At 33.5% G+C, this 16,796-nt stretch carries 18 protein-coding genes; 8 read left to right on the plus strand and 10 right to left on the minus strand.

Annotation, left to right across the window (positions count from 1 at the left end; all coding sequences use genetic code 11):
- Window positions 1-36: 36 nt before the first annotated feature.
- Window positions 37-177 carry a hypothetical protein gene (locus ABXT64_RS01010; protein ID WP_443633533.1) on the minus strand — a complete coding sequence of 47 codons (141 nt, stop codon included), beginning with the start codon at window positions 175-177 and terminating at the stop codon, window positions 37-39.
- Between the two features lie 691 nt (window positions 178-868).
- Window positions 869-2,764, minus strand: a complete 1,896-nt coding sequence (gene dnaK / locus ABXT64_RS01015; protein WP_443633534.1) for a molecular chaperone DnaK — start codon at window positions 2,762-2,764, stop codon at window positions 869-871.
- Window positions 2,765-3,358: 594 nt separating this feature from the next.
- On the opposite strand from dnaK, the gene trmD reads away from it, so the two are divergent.
- The 5 genes from trmD (at window position 3,359) to ABXT64_RS01040 (ending at window position 8,942) form a co-directional block, all read left to right on the plus strand.
- On the plus strand, window positions 3,359-4,036 hold the full coding sequence (trmD, locus tag ABXT64_RS01020) for a tRNA (guanosine(37)-N1)-methyltransferase TrmD (RefSeq protein ID WP_443633535.1): 678 nt from the start codon (window positions 3,359-3,361) through the stop codon (window positions 4,034-4,036).
- 7 nt (window positions 4,037-4,043) lie between these two features.
- Window positions 4,044-4,952, plus strand: coding sequence for an RluA family pseudouridine synthase (locus tag ABXT64_RS01025; protein WP_443633536.1), 909 nt, complete (start codon window positions 4,044-4,046; stop codon window positions 4,950-4,952).
- Entirely contained in the window at window positions 4,936-5,385 is a 450-nt protein-coding gene (locus ABXT64_RS01030; protein ID WP_443633537.1) for a GNAT family N-acetyltransferase, read from the plus strand. Before ABXT64_RS01025 ends, ABXT64_RS01030 begins: the two co-directional genes overlap by 17 nt.
- 158 nt (window positions 5,386-5,543) lie before the next feature.
- A complete protein-coding gene (gene rplS / locus ABXT64_RS01035; RefSeq protein ID WP_443633538.1) occupies window positions 5,544-5,894 on the plus strand; it encodes a 50S ribosomal protein L19 in 351 nt (116 codons plus the stop codon).
- Between the two features lie 819 nt (window positions 5,895-6,713).
- Window positions 6,714-8,942 carry an NADP-dependent isocitrate dehydrogenase gene (locus ABXT64_RS01040; RefSeq protein ID WP_443633539.1) on the plus strand — a complete coding sequence of 743 codons (2,229 nt, stop codon included), beginning with the start codon at window positions 6,714-6,716 and terminating at the stop codon, window positions 8,940-8,942.
- A 3-nt stretch (window positions 8,943-8,945) separates the two neighbouring features.
- Here ABXT64_RS01040 and ABXT64_RS01045 read toward each other — a convergent pair whose 3' ends face one another.
- Window positions 8,946-10,247, minus strand: coding sequence for a Y-family DNA polymerase (locus tag ABXT64_RS01045; RefSeq protein WP_443633540.1), 1,302 nt, complete (start codon window positions 10,245-10,247; stop codon window positions 8,946-8,948).
- The gene (locus ABXT64_RS01050; protein ID WP_443633541.1) at window positions 10,244-10,612 is read right to left on the minus strand and encodes a S24 family peptidase; all 369 of its coding nucleotides are present in this window, start codon (window positions 10,610-10,612) and stop codon (window positions 10,244-10,246) included. Before ABXT64_RS01050 ends, ABXT64_RS01045 begins: the two co-directional genes overlap by 4 nt.
- A 117-nt stretch (window positions 10,613-10,729) precedes the next feature.
- Here ABXT64_RS01050 and ABXT64_RS01055 point away from each other — a divergent pair, with 117 nt between their 5' ends.
- On the plus strand, window positions 10,730-12,154 hold the full coding sequence (locus ABXT64_RS01055; protein WP_443633542.1) for an L-serine ammonia-lyase: 1,425 nt from the start codon (window positions 10,730-10,732) through the stop codon (window positions 12,152-12,154).
- A gap of 1 nt (window position 12,155) precedes the next feature.
- On the opposite strand, the gene ABXT64_RS01060 is transcribed toward ABXT64_RS01055, so the two are convergent.
- Both ABXT64_RS01060 and ABXT64_RS01065 read right to left on the minus strand, forming a co-directional pair.
- Window positions 12,156-12,404, minus strand: a complete 249-nt coding sequence (locus ABXT64_RS01060; protein WP_443633543.1) for a hypothetical protein — start codon at window positions 12,402-12,404, stop codon at window positions 12,156-12,158.
- 5 nt (window positions 12,405-12,409) lie between these two features.
- Window positions 12,410-12,619 (minus strand): hypothetical protein, encoded by a 210-nt coding sequence (locus tag ABXT64_RS01065; RefSeq protein ID WP_443633544.1) that lies wholly within the window; start codon window positions 12,617-12,619, stop codon window positions 12,410-12,412.
- Window positions 12,620-12,685: 66 nt separating this feature from the next.
- Here ABXT64_RS01065 and panB point away from each other — a divergent pair, with 66 nt between their 5' ends.
- Entirely contained in the window at window positions 12,686-13,504 is an 819-nt protein-coding gene (gene panB / locus ABXT64_RS01070) for a 3-methyl-2-oxobutanoate hydroxymethyltransferase (protein WP_443633545.1), read from the plus strand.
- Window positions 13,504-14,190 (plus strand): RluA family pseudouridine synthase, encoded by a 687-nt coding sequence (locus ABXT64_RS01075; RefSeq protein WP_443633546.1) that lies wholly within the window; start codon window positions 13,504-13,506, stop codon window positions 14,188-14,190. The genes panB and ABXT64_RS01075 overlap by 1 nt, the downstream gene beginning before the upstream one ends.
- On the opposite strand, the gene ABXT64_RS01080 is transcribed toward ABXT64_RS01075, so the two are convergent.
- The 4 genes from ABXT64_RS01080 to ABXT64_RS01095 are packed head-to-tail and all read right to left on the minus strand — an operon-like array spanning window position 14,187 to window position 16,663.
- Entirely contained in the window at window positions 14,187-14,843 is a 657-nt protein-coding gene (locus tag ABXT64_RS01080) for a response regulator transcription factor (protein ID WP_443633547.1), read from the minus strand. The two genes, ABXT64_RS01075 and ABXT64_RS01080, sit on opposite strands and share 4 nt — an antisense overlap.
- Complete coding sequence (locus ABXT64_RS01085; protein ID WP_443633548.1) at window positions 14,833-15,615, minus strand: sensor histidine kinase; 783 nt, start codon at window positions 15,613-15,615, stop codon at window positions 14,833-14,835. The genes ABXT64_RS01080 and ABXT64_RS01085 overlap by 11 nt, the downstream gene beginning before the upstream one ends.
- A complete protein-coding gene (locus ABXT64_RS01090) occupies window positions 15,588-16,304 on the minus strand; it encodes a hypothetical protein (RefSeq protein WP_443633549.1) in 717 nt (238 codons plus the stop codon). The genes ABXT64_RS01085 and ABXT64_RS01090 overlap by 28 nt, the downstream gene beginning before the upstream one ends.
- Window positions 16,305-16,306: 2 nt before the next feature.
- Window positions 16,307-16,663, minus strand: coding sequence for a hypothetical protein (locus tag ABXT64_RS01095; protein ID WP_443633550.1), 357 nt, complete (start codon window positions 16,661-16,663; stop codon window positions 16,307-16,309).
- Window positions 16,664-16,796: the final 133 nt, after the last annotated feature.

The following is a 16,796-nucleotide window of genomic DNA, read 5'->3' on the forward strand; positions in this document are numbered from 1 at the left end:
GTCTCAGAAAGAGATGAATGTTTTTAATCAAAATTGCTAAAAATAACTACCTTGATATTCGCCAATAATTGAATCTAATTGATATCCTTGCTCAAAATCATTTTCATCTATTAATTGGATTGAGTTTCTTGCTATGATCTTTCGTCTGTTAACGAAATCTCTGAATATTTTTCTCATATAGATTTTTTCTGCTTTTGTCAAACATTTGCTTTCAAGTATTTGTTTGAATTGTTGATTAAGTTGTTTCATAATTTTGTAATGGGTTATTTTACTATACAATGTAAATTTGAAATATTTAATTCAGGGAGAAAGAATTTTTAGATAGGACTCAAGATTCTATCGATGAATTTATATTTTAGTGGAGATAAGCAGAATTTAAACCTGTAAATTCTTAAGAAATAACTAACGCCCATACACCCTCAATAGCCAAGACATTACGAGCGTTATGATAACGCACACTAATTTTTTGGGAATCACAGAAAAAGAGTTTGTAATTCTCTCTTCTATTCTTTCTGATTAATTGCTTAAATTTAATCTTTTTATTAAAATGCTAACTTAAGCTGTATATAGCAAATAGGGTGTTTGGAGGTTCCCGAAAGTTCAGTGCTATTTACGAACACCGCCAAATCATTGATTTGGCTTTTAAAATGAATAAATTAAAAACAAAATATAATCTTTTGGCTCAGTGCAAACCCGAAAGTTTACCGCTTTCATTCGCCCTACTTGCCATATACTAAACGTTAAGCTAAAATGTGACCCGTCCTGAAATAAAAATTATATAACCAAAAAAAATCCCAACCTTTCAGTTGGGATTTTTTAATCTAATAGCTTAGTCTAGATTCTAATCATCTAGCCGTCTAGCATCTTTTTACTTCACTTCTTCAAAATCCACATCCTCAACATCACTGTTTTCTTCTGTAGCTTCAGGCTCTCCTTGTGGAGCACCTTCTTGTTGCGCATCTGCATTCTCTTTGTACATTTCTTCAGAAGCCATTTTCCAAGCTTCATTGATTTTGTCCAACGCTGGTTGAATGGTGTCAACATCTTTCGATTCGTAGGCTGCTTTTAATTCAGCTAATGCTTCCTCGATTGGTGCTTTCTTATCATCAGATAATTTCTCATCAAACTCTTTCAATTGTTTCTCCGTTTGGAAAATCATTCCATCCGCTTCATTCAATTTATCAACTTTTTCTTTCACCAATTTATCTGCATCTGCATTTGCTTCAGCATCTTGCTTCATCTTTTGGATTTCCTCTTCCGTTAATCCAGAAGAAGCTTCGATACGGATATCTTGCGATTTTCCAGAAGCCTTATCGGTAGCGCTTACTTTAATGATCCCATTGGCATCAATATCGAACGTTACTTCAATTTGAGGAATTCCTCTTTGTGCTGGTGGAATACCATCTAGGTGAAAACGACCAATTGTCTTATTATCGTTTGCCATAGGACGTTCTCCTTGCAATACATGAATCTCAACACTTGGCTGATTGTCTGCTGCTGTAGAGAATACTTGCGATTTCTTTGTTGGTATCGTTGTATTCGACTCAATTAAATGTGTCATTACAGATCCCATCGTTTCGATCCCTAAAGAAAGTGGTGTTACATCTAGTAACAATACATCTTTTACATCTCCACTTAAAACTCCCCCTTGGATCGCAGCACCTACCGCTACAACCTCATCTGGATTTACACCTTTACTTGGTGCTTTTCCGAAGAATTTCTCTACCGCTTCTTGCACTGCAGGAATACGAGTCGATCCACCTACTAAGATAATCTCATCGATATCACTTTTAGAAAGACCTGCTGCTTTTAAAGCAGTTTCACAAGGTTTGATAGTACGTTTTACTAAATCGTCGATTAATTGCTCAAACTTCGCTTTTGTTAAAGTACGAACTAAGTGTTTTGGTCCGCTTGCCGTTGCAGTTACATACGGTAAGTTGATTTCTGTTTGTGCAGAAGCTGATAATTCGATTTTCGCTTTTTCAGCTGCTTCTTTTAAACGTTGTAGAGCCATTGGATCTTTACGAAGATCTATGTTCTCATCCGCTTTAAACTCATCTGCCAACCAGTTAATTATTTTTTGATCTACGTCATCCCCACCTAAGTGAGTATCACCATCGGTAGCTAATACCTCAAATACACCATCTCCTAATTCAAGAATAGATACATCATGTGTTCCTCCACCAAAATCAAATACTACGATTTTTTGATCGATTCCTTTTTTGTCCATTCCATAGGCTAAAGCAGCAGCAGTTGGTTCGTTGATAATTCTACGAACTTTTAATCCTGCAATCTCACCCGCTTCTTTCGTTGCTTGACGTTGACTGTCATTAAAGTAAGCTGGCACTGTAATTACAGCTTCCGTTACTTCTTGCCCTAAGTAATCTTCGGCAGTTTTCTTCATTTTCTGAAGTACCATTGCACTTAGTTCTTGAGGCGTATATAATCTACCATCGATATCTACACGTGGCGTATTATTATCTCCTTTTACTACTTTAAAAGCAGCTCTTTCAGCTTCTAATTTAGATTCAGAGAATTTGTTTCCCATAAATCTTTTAATAGAAGAAATCGTTTTGGTAGGGTTAGTCACCGCTTGTCTTTTCGCTGGATCTCCTACTTTAATTTCATTGTCTTCTACAAAAGCAATAACAGAGGGAGTGGTTCTCTTTCCTTCTGCATTAGGAATTACGGTTGGTTCACTACCTTCCATAACAGCCACACAAGAGTTGGTTGTTCCTAAATCGATTCCTATTATTTTACTCATAATCGTATTATATTTTTATTATTCAATATTTTTTATTGTCGTTTAGCTAATGTCAATCTTTATGCCACTAGAATAAATCTGACAGGCTGTCATATTTTTATTTGGGCGTTCCTCTCCAGCAAGTACGCATAGGCATCTACCATACAATTAACAAGGTCGAGTCAGGCTATCCGCTATATCTTTATTTTTGTCTCAATGTTTCGACTAGTTTTACTAGCTATCTTCAAACAAAATATATTTTATTTTCGATAATGCCCAACAGGACAAAAAAAAGGATGCCGCTGCTATCCTTAACGCGAATATTAGTAATGAGAGGTTAGTATTGAGAATTAAGATGATTAAACCTTGTCATTCAGAGCAAGCGTAGCGCAACGAAGAATCTTTTTGAAATTGCCACGTCACTATACTAATCGCAATGACATATAACTTTCACACTACTATATACTCACATCTTAATCCTATTTTTTCAATACTCACAACACATTACTCAATTCTATACTAATTACCCTATTTTTGTACTCTGAATATTGAACTATGGATCATCTTACCAAATTAGAAGAGATATAGATAAATCAAAAAAAGAATTGTTCTAACATGCGTATAGACATCATCACAGTATTACCCGAATTATTAAAAAGTCCTTTCGAAGCTTCTATTTTAAAGAGAGCCATCGAAAAAGGCTTGGTAGAAATTCACTTTCATAACCTGAGAGATTTTTCTACTAATAATTACAATCAGATAGACGACTACCAATATGGTGGTGGTGCCGGAATGGTTATGATGATTGAACCTATTGACAAATGTATTAGTAAGTTAAAAGCAGAACGAGACTATAACGAAATTATATATATGACACCCGATGGTGAAACCCTAAACCAAGGGATTGCCAACGAACTTTCTTTAAAAGAAAACATCATTTTATTATGTGGTCATTATAAAGGAGTAGATCAACGTGTTCGCGATCAATTTATCACCAGAGAGATATCCGTAGGAGATTTTGTGTTAAGTGGTGGAGAATTGGCAGCAGCAATTGTATGTGATTCCGTCATTCGATTAATCCCAGGGGTCTTAGGAAATGAAACCAGTGCTTTAACCGATTCGTTTCAGGATGATTTATTAGCGCCTCCTATTTATACGCGTCCATCAGATTATAAAGGCTGGAAAGTTCCAGATATATTATTGAGTGGTAATACACCCAAAGTAGATGAATGGAGAGAAAATGAAGCCTTAAAACATACCAAAAATAGAAGACCCGATTTATTAGAGGATTAAAAAACGAATGGAACCAACCGATATTTTATTAAAAATAGAATCACATAGGGTTCCTATCGTATCGGAAAGAGTACGTCTTTCAGATTATATTCCAGGAATTTTTACTTCATTAGCCAGCCGAAAAGCAAGCAAAAAAGCCATTAAAAATGGTTTGGTAACGATTAATGGTAGCATAGGCTTTACTGGCGATTATTTAAATGGTGAAGAAATTTTAGACTTATACCAATCCCCTATTCAGAATAAAAAACCAAGCATCGATTTAAAACTCAACGTTTTATTTGAAGATGACTATCTAGCTATTGTTTACAAACCTGCGGGCATTGTAGTGAGTGGAAATAAAAAGTTTACCTTAGAAAATGCATTAGGTACCAATCTCAAAAAGAGTTTACAAAAAGACGCTTTACAAAGACCTGAACCTGTACATCGTTTAGATTATCCAACCAGTGGTGCTTTATTGATAGCAAAAACGGCAGCGGTTTTAATCGATTTGAATCAAATGTTTGAGGCGAAAACAATTAAAAAAGTATATACAGCAGTCACCATGGGATTACAATCTAAAGCTGGTACTATTGAAACAGACATCGATGCAAAACTAAGCAAGACGATTTATACCCTATTACAAACCATGCCTTCTCAAAAGTATGGAGCATTAAATCTAATGGAATTAGAGCCTTGTACTGGAAGAAAACATCAACTAAGAAAACACATGGCATCGATAGGAAATCCTATTTTTGGAGACTTATTATATGGTATAGAAGGTGAAAACGGAAAAGGAAACGGATTGTATTTACATGCTTTTTCGATACAGTTTCAACATCCAATTATGAGAACAGAAGTTTCGGTTCATGCTCCTCTGCCTAAAAAATTCGAACAACTATTTCAAAACAGCTCCCTTTGTTATGATTCAATTAGTTAGAACTAATTCAGAAAATAAAGACTTCATTGATCTGGTAAAATTACTAGATGCCGATTTAAAAGTAAGGGACGGAGATGATCATGAGTTTTACAATCAATACAATGCTATCGATACATTAAATCATGTGGTTATCGCTTATTATAATGATGAAGCGATAGGTTGCGGCGCATTTAAGCAGATGGAACATGATGCGGTAGAAATTAAACGCATGTATGTAAATATGAACCATAGAGGCAATAAAATAGCGACAAAACTATTGGCAAACTTAGAATTATGGGTACAAGAAAGTGGTTTTAAAAAGATGTTGTTAGAAACAGGAACTAGTATGCCTGAGGCGATAGGACTTTACAAAAAGTTTGGATATCAGGTGATTGAAAATTATGGGCAATACAAAGGAATAGATACCAGTGTTTGTTTTCAAAAGGATCTGTAATCTATTAGAAAGATAAACCACAGAAAAAGAGGCTACTAAAAATTCAATAAAAACATTGTGGTATTGTAGAAAAAAGCTATTTTTGCACTCAAATTTAACCCAACCTCTGGCGAAAATCGTGTATGTTGTTTTAAATAAAACTATATTAAATAATTACAATGGAAGAGTTAGTACAATTTGTTCAAAGTGAATTTGTAACAAAAAATGAATTTCCATCTTTTGGAGCTGGAGATACGATTACTGTATACTACGAAATTAGAGAGGGTGAAAAAACCAGAACTCAGTTTTTTAAAGGAGTCGTAATTCAAGTAAAAGGAACAGGAACTTCTCAAACTTTTACAATTAGAAAAATGTCAGGAACAGTTGGAGTAGAACGTATATTCCCAATCAACTTACCTGCATTACAAAAAATTGAAATCAACAAAAAAGGTAGTGTACGTAGAAAACGTATCTATTACTTTAGAGGCCTTACAGGTAAGAAAGCAAGAATTAGAGAGAAAAGAAGTTAATTTTATTACTCTAAAAAATATAAAGCGTTATCATTTATTTGGTAACGCTTTTTTTATGAACAAAAGTTAATAAGCTAAGTTCATAATTTGTTAATATATAGCGCCTTACATATTTTGTTTTTTTGATTATCTATTTTATATTTGGTATAACAAAACGGGGTAACAGTAACAAACGTTTTAAATATAGAGTAACGTTCTTTATACATTTTTTAATCCTTATACGCTGAAAATTTAAAATACTGCAAGGTGGGTTAATATTCAGAATATATGAAGCGAAGTTTTTATTCGTCCTTGATGCAAATTGAGATCAACGAAAAAAACTCAACTCTTGAGAGAGTAATCTCCATGAGGGGAAAGTGGATTCGGTTGCTAAGGGTAACTTTACAACCTACTTAAGACAGGTTCAAATCTAGTCTGAGGAAATCGTCTAGGACATTGGTTCGCCATATCCTTTGAAAATTTCAAGAATCACTTTATAGCTGAAGGTAGATATAATCTAACGTAAGTATCTTCTAGATTAAAAAATAGGGTGTTGTATTTTAAAGACATAAGTTGACTTTTAGTTAATAGTCTTACAAAGATCAACGCTCGTTGAAACAAATCACAACTGCAGGAGTTTAATAAACTTGCTTTAAATTGTAATGATTAGTTGGTAAAAATTTGTTTTACAAGAAGCCATATCAAGGTAGCAATACAATGATATGGCTTTTATTGTTTATAAACTTTTTGTTGTTACAATTATTGATTCTACCCTTTTATAAGCTTTACAAATTTGTATATTCGCAATTCTTTAAAATTCACTTCAAATACATTCTTTCAATGACTAATGTTGCCAAAATAATATACACAAAAACAGATGAAGCTCCCGCCTTAGCAACCCATTCTTTACTACCTATAATAAAAGCTTTTACAGGCCCTTCAAATATTGCTATTGAAACAAGAGATATTTCATTAGCAGCTAGAATTCTTGCTAATTTTTCTTCGTATTTAAACGAAGATCAAAAAGTGAATGATGCCTTAGCAGAATTAGGTGAATTAGCGAAACAACCTGAGGCTAATATTATTAAATTACCAAACATTAGTGCTTCTGTTCCACAGTTAAAAACGGCTATTGAAGAATTACAAGCTAAAGGATATGCCTTACCGAATTATCCTGAAGAACCTGAAAGTGAAGAAGAAAAGAACGTAAAAGCAACATACAATAAAATTAAAGGATCTGCTGTAAACCCAGTATTAAGGGAAGGAAATAGTGACAGAAGAGCTCCAAAAGCAGTAAAAAATTATGCCAAGAAAAACCCACACAGTATGGGAGCTTGGGATCCAGCATCTAAATCGCATGTTTCTACAATGGAACAAGGTGATTTTATGCATAATGAAAAATCATTAACACTTTCTAATGATGATTCAATCAATATTGTACTAACCGATACCAATGGAAATACTACCCTGTTAAAAGAAAATTTAGCGGTATTAAAAGGTGAAATAATTGATGCAACCATCCTTAGTAAAAAAGCATTATTACAATTCCTTGATGAACAGATAAAAGACGCAAAAAAACAAGATGTATTGTTTTCATTACATATGAAAGCAACGATGATGAAGGTAAGTGACCCAATTATTTTTGGTCATGCAGTGCGCGTATTCTTTAAAGATTTGTTTTCAAAACATCTAGCTTCCTTTGAAGAAATTGGAGTGGATGTCAACAATGGTTTTGGAGATTTAGCAGAAAAACTAGAAGAACTTTCTTCAGAAAAAAGAACAGAAATTGAAGCTGATATTCAAGCTATATTAAACACTAATCCTGAACTCGCGATGGTAAATAGCGATAAAGGGATTACAAACCTACATGTTCCTAGTGATGTGATTATTGATGCTTCTATGCCAGCAATGATTCGTAATTCTGGACAAATGTGGGGACCCGATGGGAAATCTAAAGATACCAAAGCTGTAATTCCTGACAGTAGTTATGCTGCAATTTACCAAGCTACCATTGACTTCTGTAAAAAACACGGTGCTTTCGATCCTACCACAATGGGGACAGTTCCTAATGTAGGGCTCATGGCTCAAAAAGCTGAAGAATATGGATCGCATGATAAAACATTTGAAATTCCATCGAATGGAACCGTAAAAGTGGTCGATTCTAACGGTACTACTTTAATGGAACATTCGGTTGAAGTAGGTGATATCTGGAGAATGTGCCAGGTAAAAGATTTACCGATTCAAGACTGGGTAAAGTTAGCCGTAAGTCGTGCTAGAGCTACAGGAAGTCCAGCCGTTTTTTGGTTAGATGAAGACCGTGCTCATGACGCTGAATTAATAAAGAAAGTAAGTCAATACCTTCAAAATCATAACACCGAAGGATTAACAATAAAAATTCTTTCTCCTGAAAAAGCTACCGCATATACACTAGAACGTGTAAAAGATGGAGAAGACACAATTTCAGTAAGTGGAAATGTATTGCGTGATTATTTAACCGACCTCTTCCCTATTCTAGAGTTAGGAACCAGTGCTAAAATGTTATCTATTGTACCTCTTATGAATGGTGGTGGATTGTTTGAAACTGGTGCTGGAGGATCTGCTCCAAAGCACGTACAGCAATTTGTAAAAGAAGGTCACTTACGTTGGGATTCTTTAGGTGAATTTTTAGCCATTGCTGTTTCTTTAGAACATTTAGGTACTACCTTTAATAACCCTAAAGCGATCTTATTATCTGAAACCTTAGATAATGCTACTGAGAAATTACTTGAAAATAAAAAAGGCCCTTCTCGAAAAGTTAATGAATTAGACAATCGTGGAAGTCACTTTTATTTAGCAATGTATTGGGCGCAAGAATTAGCTGCACAAGACAAAGATGCTGTTTTAAAAAGTCGCTTTACTCCTATTGCTGAAAAATTAATGGCTCATAAAGACACTATTTTAGAAGAATTAAATAATGCTCAAGGATCAAAAGTTGATATTGGTGGTTATTATGAACCTACTGAAAGTATCGTTTCTAATGAAATGAGACCTAGTAAAACCTTTAATGATATACTCTCGGAAATTCAATAATTTTTAAAAGCCTTCAGTTTTCTGAAGGTTTTTTTTTGTTTTTATCTTCAGAAGTTCTTTCCACTGTGTAGTATATCTTGGACTACGATCCTCTTTAATGAGTTCCCATTCTTTGACACGAGTTCCTACCAAAGCCGAAAACACCGTAGATTTTCCGTACTTACGGTTAATAGCATCAAAGGTTTTTAGTAGTTCATTCTTATTCCATTTAGGAGGGGTATGAAACAAATTTCCTTGTACATATTCCTGCGGAATAATTCCGCTTAAACAAACTCCTACCTTCTTATACCGATAACCAGGTTTATAAATAAGCTCCAGTGCTTTTCTCGCTTCAGAAATTAATACAAAAGTATCACAGGTTGGCATCGCCAATGTAATCGTGATACTTTTAGAATATTGCTTGTCCCGATCGCTAAAATAATTGGTATGTAAAAAGACTTGCAAATAGGTTGCACAAGATTTCTGAGCACGAAGTAGTTCGGTCACCTCACTAATATAATACGAGCAAGCTTCCATAATCATTCCCAAATCTTCTAATTTTTTTCCAAAAGATTTAGCGGTACCAATTCCTTTTTTTGGCTTCGGAAGTGTTGTAAACTCGAGACATGATACTCCTTTTAGCTCATACCAAATACGTAGCCCAACTACGGTCATATTTTTACGTACCCATTCCTCAGGAAGCTGTGTAAATTCATATGCTGTAAATACTCCAATGTTTTGTAAACGCTTGGCATGTTTCCCTCCAATACCCCAAACGTCTTTTATTTTAGCCCATTTTATAGCCTTTATACGCTTCGCTTCCGTATCAATGCAAAATACATGGTTATTGATATGAGCGTACTTTTTAGAAATTTTATTCGCCAATTTAGCCAGTACTTTTGTGGAAGCAATACCTACTCCAACCGGCAAACCTGTATGTCTATAAACTGTTTCCTTAATGCAATGTCCATAGCTTTCTAAAGAGGTATATTTCATACCTTCAAAATCGACAAAAGCTTCATCAATGCTATAAATTTCAACCTTAGGAGAAAAGGTTTCTAACACGTTCATAACGCGTTGAGACATTTCACCATAGAGCGTATAATTAGAAGAAAAAAAAGTAACGTTATGAGCGGTGAGTTGTTTCTTTATCTTAAATACAGGCTCAAACATAGGAATGTCAGACAAATCCTTTGCCTCTTTGTTTGCAGCAATAACACAACCATCATTATTGCTTAGCACCACTACAGGCGTACCCCACAAATCGGGGCGAAATACTTGCTCACAAGAAGCATAAAAACTATTGCAATCTACTAAAGCTATCATTGTGTATAGTGAATAATATAAGTGATAATTCCCCAGAGAACGAACTCTGAATCTATATGCTTTTTAGGGATTCTAAGTACCTTAAACTCTCCATCTATAACTGCCAATGCCAATCGATTTGGAACGGCAGAAAGTGACCGATCGATAATCAACACATCATTGTCTTTAATATCAAATTCTTCTAATTCATCGCCTTCAATACGCACAAAAAAAGTAGCATCCTGATTAAACACAAGTTCTTTTTGTAAATCTATAGAAGGTTCCGCATAATGCGTAGCAGCACTAGGAAAACCTGTCTGTCGAGAGACTTCTGGACTATGCCGAATTTTTATTTTACCAAGTTTTCCTGAGGATAAGGTTTTCATATCTCAAAAATATGGAATATATCCACTACATAAGTGGAATTATTCCATATTTTTTCAACAAATTCGTAGGTATAAATCCATAGAATATAGTTTACATTTGTTTCCTTATAAAAATATATGGAGAGTATCAGTATTTTCGACATGTTAAAGATTGGAGTAGGTCCATCCAGTTCGCATACCTTAGGTCCTTGGCGCGCAGCAGGCAGATGGATTGAAGAGCTAAAATCTAAAGGAGTATTTACAGAAATCGAAAGTGTTTCAGTCGATTTATTTGGTTCTCTTTCGTTAACAGGAAAAGGCCATGCTACCGACATTGCTATTCTTTTAGGATTATCAGGTTTTGATCCTGTCACCTTTCCGACGGAAAAAATAGACAGCACTATTGCTAGAATTAAATCGGAACAGGTATTAACTCTTAACAGCGAAAAAGATATTCCTTTTCATTCTGAAAAAAATATTACATTCCATCGTAAATTCTTAGAATTTCACCCTAACGGAATGACTTTTCATGCCTTCCTGAAAAATGGAACTAAGAAATCGGCTACCTACTATTCCATTGGAGGTGGTTTTGTTGTAAAAAAAGAACGTAAACGTGCAAAAAAGAAAATTGAAATATTTTCACATTTTCCTTATCCTATTCAAAAAGCAACTGAATTATTAGCCTATTGTAAGGCTGAAGAAAAAAGTGTTTCAGAAATAGTCCTAGAAAATGAAAAATCACTTCGTTCAGAAGAAAAAATAAATAGCAAGATAGAGGCTATATGGCAAGTAATGCTTGAATCTATGTATTTAGGATGTCATACCGAAGGAACTTTACCAGGAGGCCTAAATGTTCACCGAAGAGCATATGATATGCATAAAAAATTGATCAGTAATGTTCCTTATTCCAATACGAAAGAATGGCTTGAATCGATTAGACATACAGAGGTTAAATTTAGACAAATATTAAAATGGGTTTCTTGCTTTGCCTTATCGGTAAATGAAGTAAATGCCTCATTAGGAAGAGTTGTAACGGCACCTACCAATGGAAGTGCGGGAGTTATACCAGCCGTCTTGATGTATTATTTAGTGATAGAAAATCACGAAGCAGGTTTCGATGAAATAAAAAAGTTTTTACTCGTCAGTGGCGAAATAGGAAGCTTATTTAAAAAAGGAGCAACTATTTCAGCGGCTATGGGAGGCTGTCAAGCAGAAATTGGAGTGTCCTCAGCAATGGCTGCAGGAGCTTTAACTGAGCTTATGGGCGGTACTCCAGAACAAGTATCAATTGCAAGTGAAATAGCTATGGAACATCATTTAGGAATGACCTGTGATCCTATTGGCGGATTGGTACAAATACCTTGTATAGAGCGTAATGCGATGGGAGCCATTAAAGCTATTAATGCATGTGAAATGGCATTAGATAGTGATCCAACAAAAGCAAAAGTTCCTTTAGACAAAGTAATTGAAACCATGTGGGAAACCGCTAAGGACATGAACACAAAATACAAAGAAACAAGCGAAGGTGGTTTAGCTGTAAAAGTAAGTTTGAGCGACTGTTAGCTTACTCCTGTTTACAACTAGTTCTTCTTCTTGAATCTATAAGGTGAACAATTTTACAACCTTCATCAGTTTTAGCTAAAGTAAAAGCATTGGCTCCACAATGACTAAATTTGTCATTCAGCCAAAATTCATAGGGAGTCCAGACATGTGCTAGATTACCATCTATTTGAACTTTATAATCTAATAGACGTTCCTCCCATTTATCAGCTTCAGATCGATTGCCAATGGTTTTTATAAAACTATCCATCATACTGTCTACAATTCTATTGCTTCCATCTTTAGATGCAAAACAGTTTGTGTAGCTATATTGCCTAGTACCACAGATTTCATTTGTAGGGTATCTCCTTTATGAAATCCTTCAAAAAAAGTATCTATTACTTGCTTAGCATCTTCTTCAGAAAAAGAATCTTGCGCAAATAATAGGGAGCTAAACAAAAAAGAAAGTGATAAAAGAAACAGTTTCATAATTAATATTCTAATAATTGAGTATCAAAATTAGTACTTTTGTTTCTCATTTTGTAATAAATCTATATGTCGACAGCAAAAAAAGAGTACAAACGCATTACTACTAAGACATTAGTAGACATGAAGCGTAGAGGTGAAAAGATATCTATGCTTACCGCTTATGATTATACCATGGCTAAAATTGTGGATAATGCAGGGATAGATGTAATTTTAGTAGGAGATTCAGCTTCAAACGTGATGGCGGGCCATGAAACAACCTTACCAATTACCTTGGATCAAATGATCTATCATGCTTCATCTGTGGTTAGAGGTATTGAAAGAAGTCTTGTTGTTGTGGATTTACCTTTTGGAACGTATCAGAGTGATCCTAAAGAGGCTTTACGTTCTGCTATTCGAATTATGAAAGAAAGTGGGGGACATTCAGTTAAATTAGAAGGTGGAAAAGAAATTAAAGATTCTATTAAAAAAATATTAAATGCAGGGATTCCTGTTATGGGGCATTTGGGACTTACGCCTCAATCTATTTATAAGTTTGGAACGTATACCGTTCGAGCTAAAGAAGAAGAAGAAGCTGAAAAACTAAAAGAAGATGCAATCATGCTAGAACAAACAGGATGTTTTGCAATTGTTCTTGAAAAAGTTCCTGCAAAACTTGCTGAAGAAGTAGCCAAAAGTGTTAGCATACCAATTATAGGAATTGGAGCAGGAAATGGTGTGGACGGACAAGTGTTGGTTACGCATGATATGCTTGGAATGACTCATGAATTTAATCCTCGTTTTTTAAGAAGATACCTAGATATGTATGCTGAAATGACTACCGCTTTTCAACAATATGGAAAAGATGTAAAGAGTGGTGATTTCCCTAATGAAAAAGAATTATATTAATGCATACAACTCCTGATAACCTTCAAGTATTGTTTGAAGACAATCATCTAATCATCGTTAATAAACGGGTGGGTGATATCGTTCAAGGTGATAAAACTGGAGATGATCCTCTTTCAGAAATTGTAAAAAAATACATTGCTAAAAAATACGATAAGCCTGGAGCTGTTTATTTAGGAGTGGTCCATCGTATAGATCGCCCAACAAGTGGTATTGTTGTTTTTGCAAGAACTACGAAAGCTTTAACGCGACTTAATAAATTGTTTTCAGAAAGAGAAGCAAAGAAAACGTATTGGGCTATTGTTAAAAATACACCTCCAAATGAGGAAGACAGACTGTCCCATTATTTAATACGTAATGCTAAACAGAATAAGTCGTATGCTCATAAAAAGGAAGTTCCAAATAGTAAACTAGCTACGCTTAACTATCAAATTATAAAAAAACTAGATCGTTATATTTTATTGGAAATCGATTTAGAAACAGGTAGACATCATCAAATTCGATCACAGTTAACAGCTATAGGCTGTCCTATCAAAGGAGATTTAAAATATGGATTTGATCGAAGCAATAAAAATGGAGGAATACATTTACATGCCCGTAAGTTAGAGTTTATACATCCAGTTAAAAATGAAGAAATTATAATTGAAGCACCTTTACCAAAAGACCCGCTTTGGGATGCTTGTACTTAAACTTTAAATAAATTATTCTTTAAAGCATAAATAACAAGTCCTACTCTATTTTTAATATTTAAACTCCTAAATAAATCATTTCGATATCCATCAATCGTCTTTGGGCTTAAATTCATTTCTTCAGCAATTTCCTTATAAGTCATTTCTGTACAAGCAAACTTTAAGAAAGTTATTTCATTGTCTTTGAGAAAGTGCTCCTTAACTTCATTTTTTGGTTGAAGAGAATGCAACAAGGTTTCGGCTACTTTATCGGAATGATAATATCCTTTTTCAATGACTTCATTTAAAGCTACTTTTAATTTTTCGGGGTGAATATCTTTAAGCAAATATCCATTGGCTCCATTACGCAACATCTTTAAAATAACTTGTTCATCATCTTCCATAGAAAGTGCTAACACCTTTACATCTGGATGATTTTCTGAAAGCCATTCCATGGTTTCAAAACCATTCATAACAGGCATATTGATGTCTAAAAGAATAACATCTGGTAGTTCTGATTCAAGTTTAAATTTTTGTTGTAATGCAACGCCATTCTTAGCATGGTATAATACTTTAAAGCCTGAAAAAGTATTAACAAGTTTCTCTAATGATCCAGCAAATAATAAATGATCATCGACAATGACAATTTTATGTGTATAGGTATTAGCTTTCATATTTATAGGGGTATTTTAAATATAATTTAGTTCCGTTTCCTATGTCTGATTTTAGTAAAAAGTCTGCTTCTAATAATTCTGCTCTCGCCTTCATAGTTTGCATTCCTGAACTCTGAGTTTTTTCAGAAATGTTAAATCCAACTCCATCATCTATTGCATTAATTATCAATGAATGCTCTTTATAATCTAAAGTTACACTTAATCTACTTGCTTTTGCATGTTTAATTACATTGGATAAAAATTCTTGCAAAATTCTAAAAATTAATATCCCATTTTCATTATCTAATGTCACAACTTCCCCTTTAATATTAAAGGATGCATCTAAAAATTTCAATCTATTAAACCGTTCAATCTCAATATTTAAAGAGGTAATCAATCCATTTTTTAATATAACATCATTATTTAAAATTTTAGATAATGATCTAATTTCCTGAACTGCTTCAGATACTACTCCTTTAGTTTCGGATACTTGCTCCTTAAATTCTTTCGGAATCGTATCATTTAATATATTCAATTGTAGATTAACCACCGACAATAATTGTCCTACATTATCATGTAGTTCCCAAGCAATATTTTTAAAAGTTTGTTCCTGTATTTCAAGTTGTGAAGTTGTTAGTTCCTTTTCATATTTTTGTTTTGCCTCTAATCTTTCCATTAATAATTTATTTGTTCTTCGTTGGAAAGCAATAAAAAATATGATTACAAATGAAACCAATAGAAATATAGTGGCAACAACATATATTATTAATAAGACTTCTTCTTCGTTTGACATACAATAAAACCAATTATATAAACTGAATACATAAAAATATTAGCATACAATAATAAACTAACTTGTAAATTAATGAATAAATCATTTCCAGCTTTAAAAAACTCCGAAAAAATAGATATAGGTGTAATACATAAATAAAATATTAATGTGCCAACGGAAATATAAAAAGGTAAAAAATGCTTAATTTTTAATATTGTATCACTTTTCAATAATTCAAGATAAAAAAAGATAACACTAACAAGCAATAGCAATGTACCTGTAACTACAGTAAATTTAGAGTCCTCATAGAAAAATGCATTTGTAAAAAGTAAATATGCAATTGAAGAAATAAGAAATAAGAAAGATAATATTTTTAATATTTTCTTTCTTAGCTTATTCTTTAAATGGCACCTAAAATATAGCATAAAAAACAAAACACTAGCTACAGAATAGATATTATAAATCCATCTATTATCTTCAAAAACAGTGTTCTCTACAAATGAAAAATATTGATAGTTAGAAAAATATGCCACAGGTGCATAAGCACCAATAATTTCAACAAATAATGTGAACCATAAAAAGAGAATCAAATACTTTTCTGATTTATTATTTTTTGCATTTTTTTTTAAATAATAGGTACCTGCTAAGGCAGCTATTAATTCCATCAAATTAACTGGAATTACATTTATTAAATAATCACTTATTTCCAATGTTAATATATATTAGGAGGCCAACCATTTCCAGCTTTATTAAAAGGTGAAATATCATAATCATTATTTGAGTCAGCATCACCAGAATCTGTCGCTGATAAGAAAACCGTAGCTCTTGTAGATTTAGCATCATTGTAGGATGCAAAATATATTCGAACACCTGGATTAGCAATACCCTTTTTTAAAGATTGACTTTTTACATAGGCTAAAAATTCTTCCAACTCTGCTACACTATAGACAACTTCTCTACTATCTTCTTCATTTCTTAAATTTTGTATACTTGTGCCTCTGGAATTCACCCAGTTATCTTGAAGTGTTCTTGCTTCTTGAACTGAAATACATTTAATTGGCTTATTCATTATAGTTTTTTTTAAGTTTTACATTTTAAAAATATGCATAAACTTTAGACTAACACCTATGCAAACCCAAAAAACAGGGAAAACCCTATTTTTTATACTAGTGTTTTCCCTTTTGTTTTGATCTAATTTTCCT

Origin of the sequence: Candidatus Marifrigoribacter sp. Uisw_064 (genome assembly GCF_047730175.1) — a bacterium.
GTDB lineage: Bacteria > Bacteroidota > Bacteroidia > Flavobacteriales > Flavobacteriaceae > Marifrigoribacter.

Excerpts from the sequence above, each read along its gene's own strand:
- trmD (WP_443633535.1), top strand. The coding sequence starts at position 3,359 with ATGCGTATAGACATCATCACAGTATTACCCGAATTATTAAAAAGTCCT.
- panB (WP_443633545.1), top strand. The coding sequence starts at position 12,686 with ATGTCGACAGCAAAAAAAGAGTACAAACGCATTACTACTAAGACATTA.
- ABXT64_RS01025 (WP_443633536.1), top strand. The coding sequence starts at position 4,044 with ATGGAACCAACCGATATTTTATTAAAAATAGAATCACATAGGGTTCCT.
- ABXT64_RS01095 (WP_443633550.1), bottom strand. The coding sequence starts at position 16,663 with ATGAATAAGCCAATTAAATGTATTTCAGTTCAAGAAGCAAGAACACTT.
- ABXT64_RS01010 (WP_443633533.1), bottom strand. The coding sequence starts at position 177 with ATGAGAAAAATATTCAGAGATTTCGTTAACAGACGAAAGATCATAGCA.
- ABXT64_RS01060 (WP_443633543.1), bottom strand. The coding sequence starts at position 12,404 with ATGATGGATAGTTTTATAAAAACCATTGGCAATCGATCTGAAGCTGAT.
- ABXT64_RS01030 (WP_443633537.1), top strand. The coding sequence starts at position 4,936 with ATGATTCAATTAGTTAGAACTAATTCAGAAAATAAAGACTTCATTGAT.
- ABXT64_RS01065 (WP_443633544.1), bottom strand. The coding sequence starts at position 12,619 with ATGAAACTGTTTCTTTTATCACTTTCTTTTTTGTTTAGCTCCCTATTA.
- ABXT64_RS01045 (WP_443633540.1), bottom strand. The coding sequence starts at position 10,247 with ATGATAGCTTTAGTAGATTGCAATAGTTTTTATGCTTCTTGTGAGCAA.
- ABXT64_RS01055 (WP_443633542.1), top strand. The coding sequence starts at position 10,730 with ATGGAGAGTATCAGTATTTTCGACATGTTAAAGATTGGAGTAGGTCCA.
- rplS (WP_443633538.1), top strand. The coding sequence starts at position 5,544 with ATGGAAGAGTTAGTACAATTTGTTCAAAGTGAATTTGTAACAAAAAAT.
- ABXT64_RS01075 (WP_443633546.1), top strand. The coding sequence starts at position 13,504 with ATGCATACAACTCCTGATAACCTTCAAGTATTGTTTGAAGACAATCAT.
- ABXT64_RS01050 (WP_443633541.1), bottom strand. The coding sequence starts at position 10,612 with ATGAAAACCTTATCCTCAGGAAAACTTGGTAAAATAAAAATTCGGCAT.
- ABXT64_RS01085 (WP_443633548.1), bottom strand. The coding sequence starts at position 15,615 with ATGTCAAACGAAGAAGAAGTCTTATTAATAATATATGTTGTTGCCACT.
- ABXT64_RS01080 (WP_443633547.1), bottom strand. The coding sequence starts at position 14,843 with ATGAAAGCTAATACCTATACACATAAAATTGTCATTGTCGATGATCAT.
- ABXT64_RS01040 (WP_443633539.1), top strand. The coding sequence starts at position 6,714 with ATGACTAATGTTGCCAAAATAATATACACAAAAACAGATGAAGCTCCC.
- dnaK (WP_443633534.1), bottom strand. The coding sequence starts at position 2,764 with ATGAGTAAAATAATAGGAATCGATTTAGGAACAACCAACTCTTGTGTG.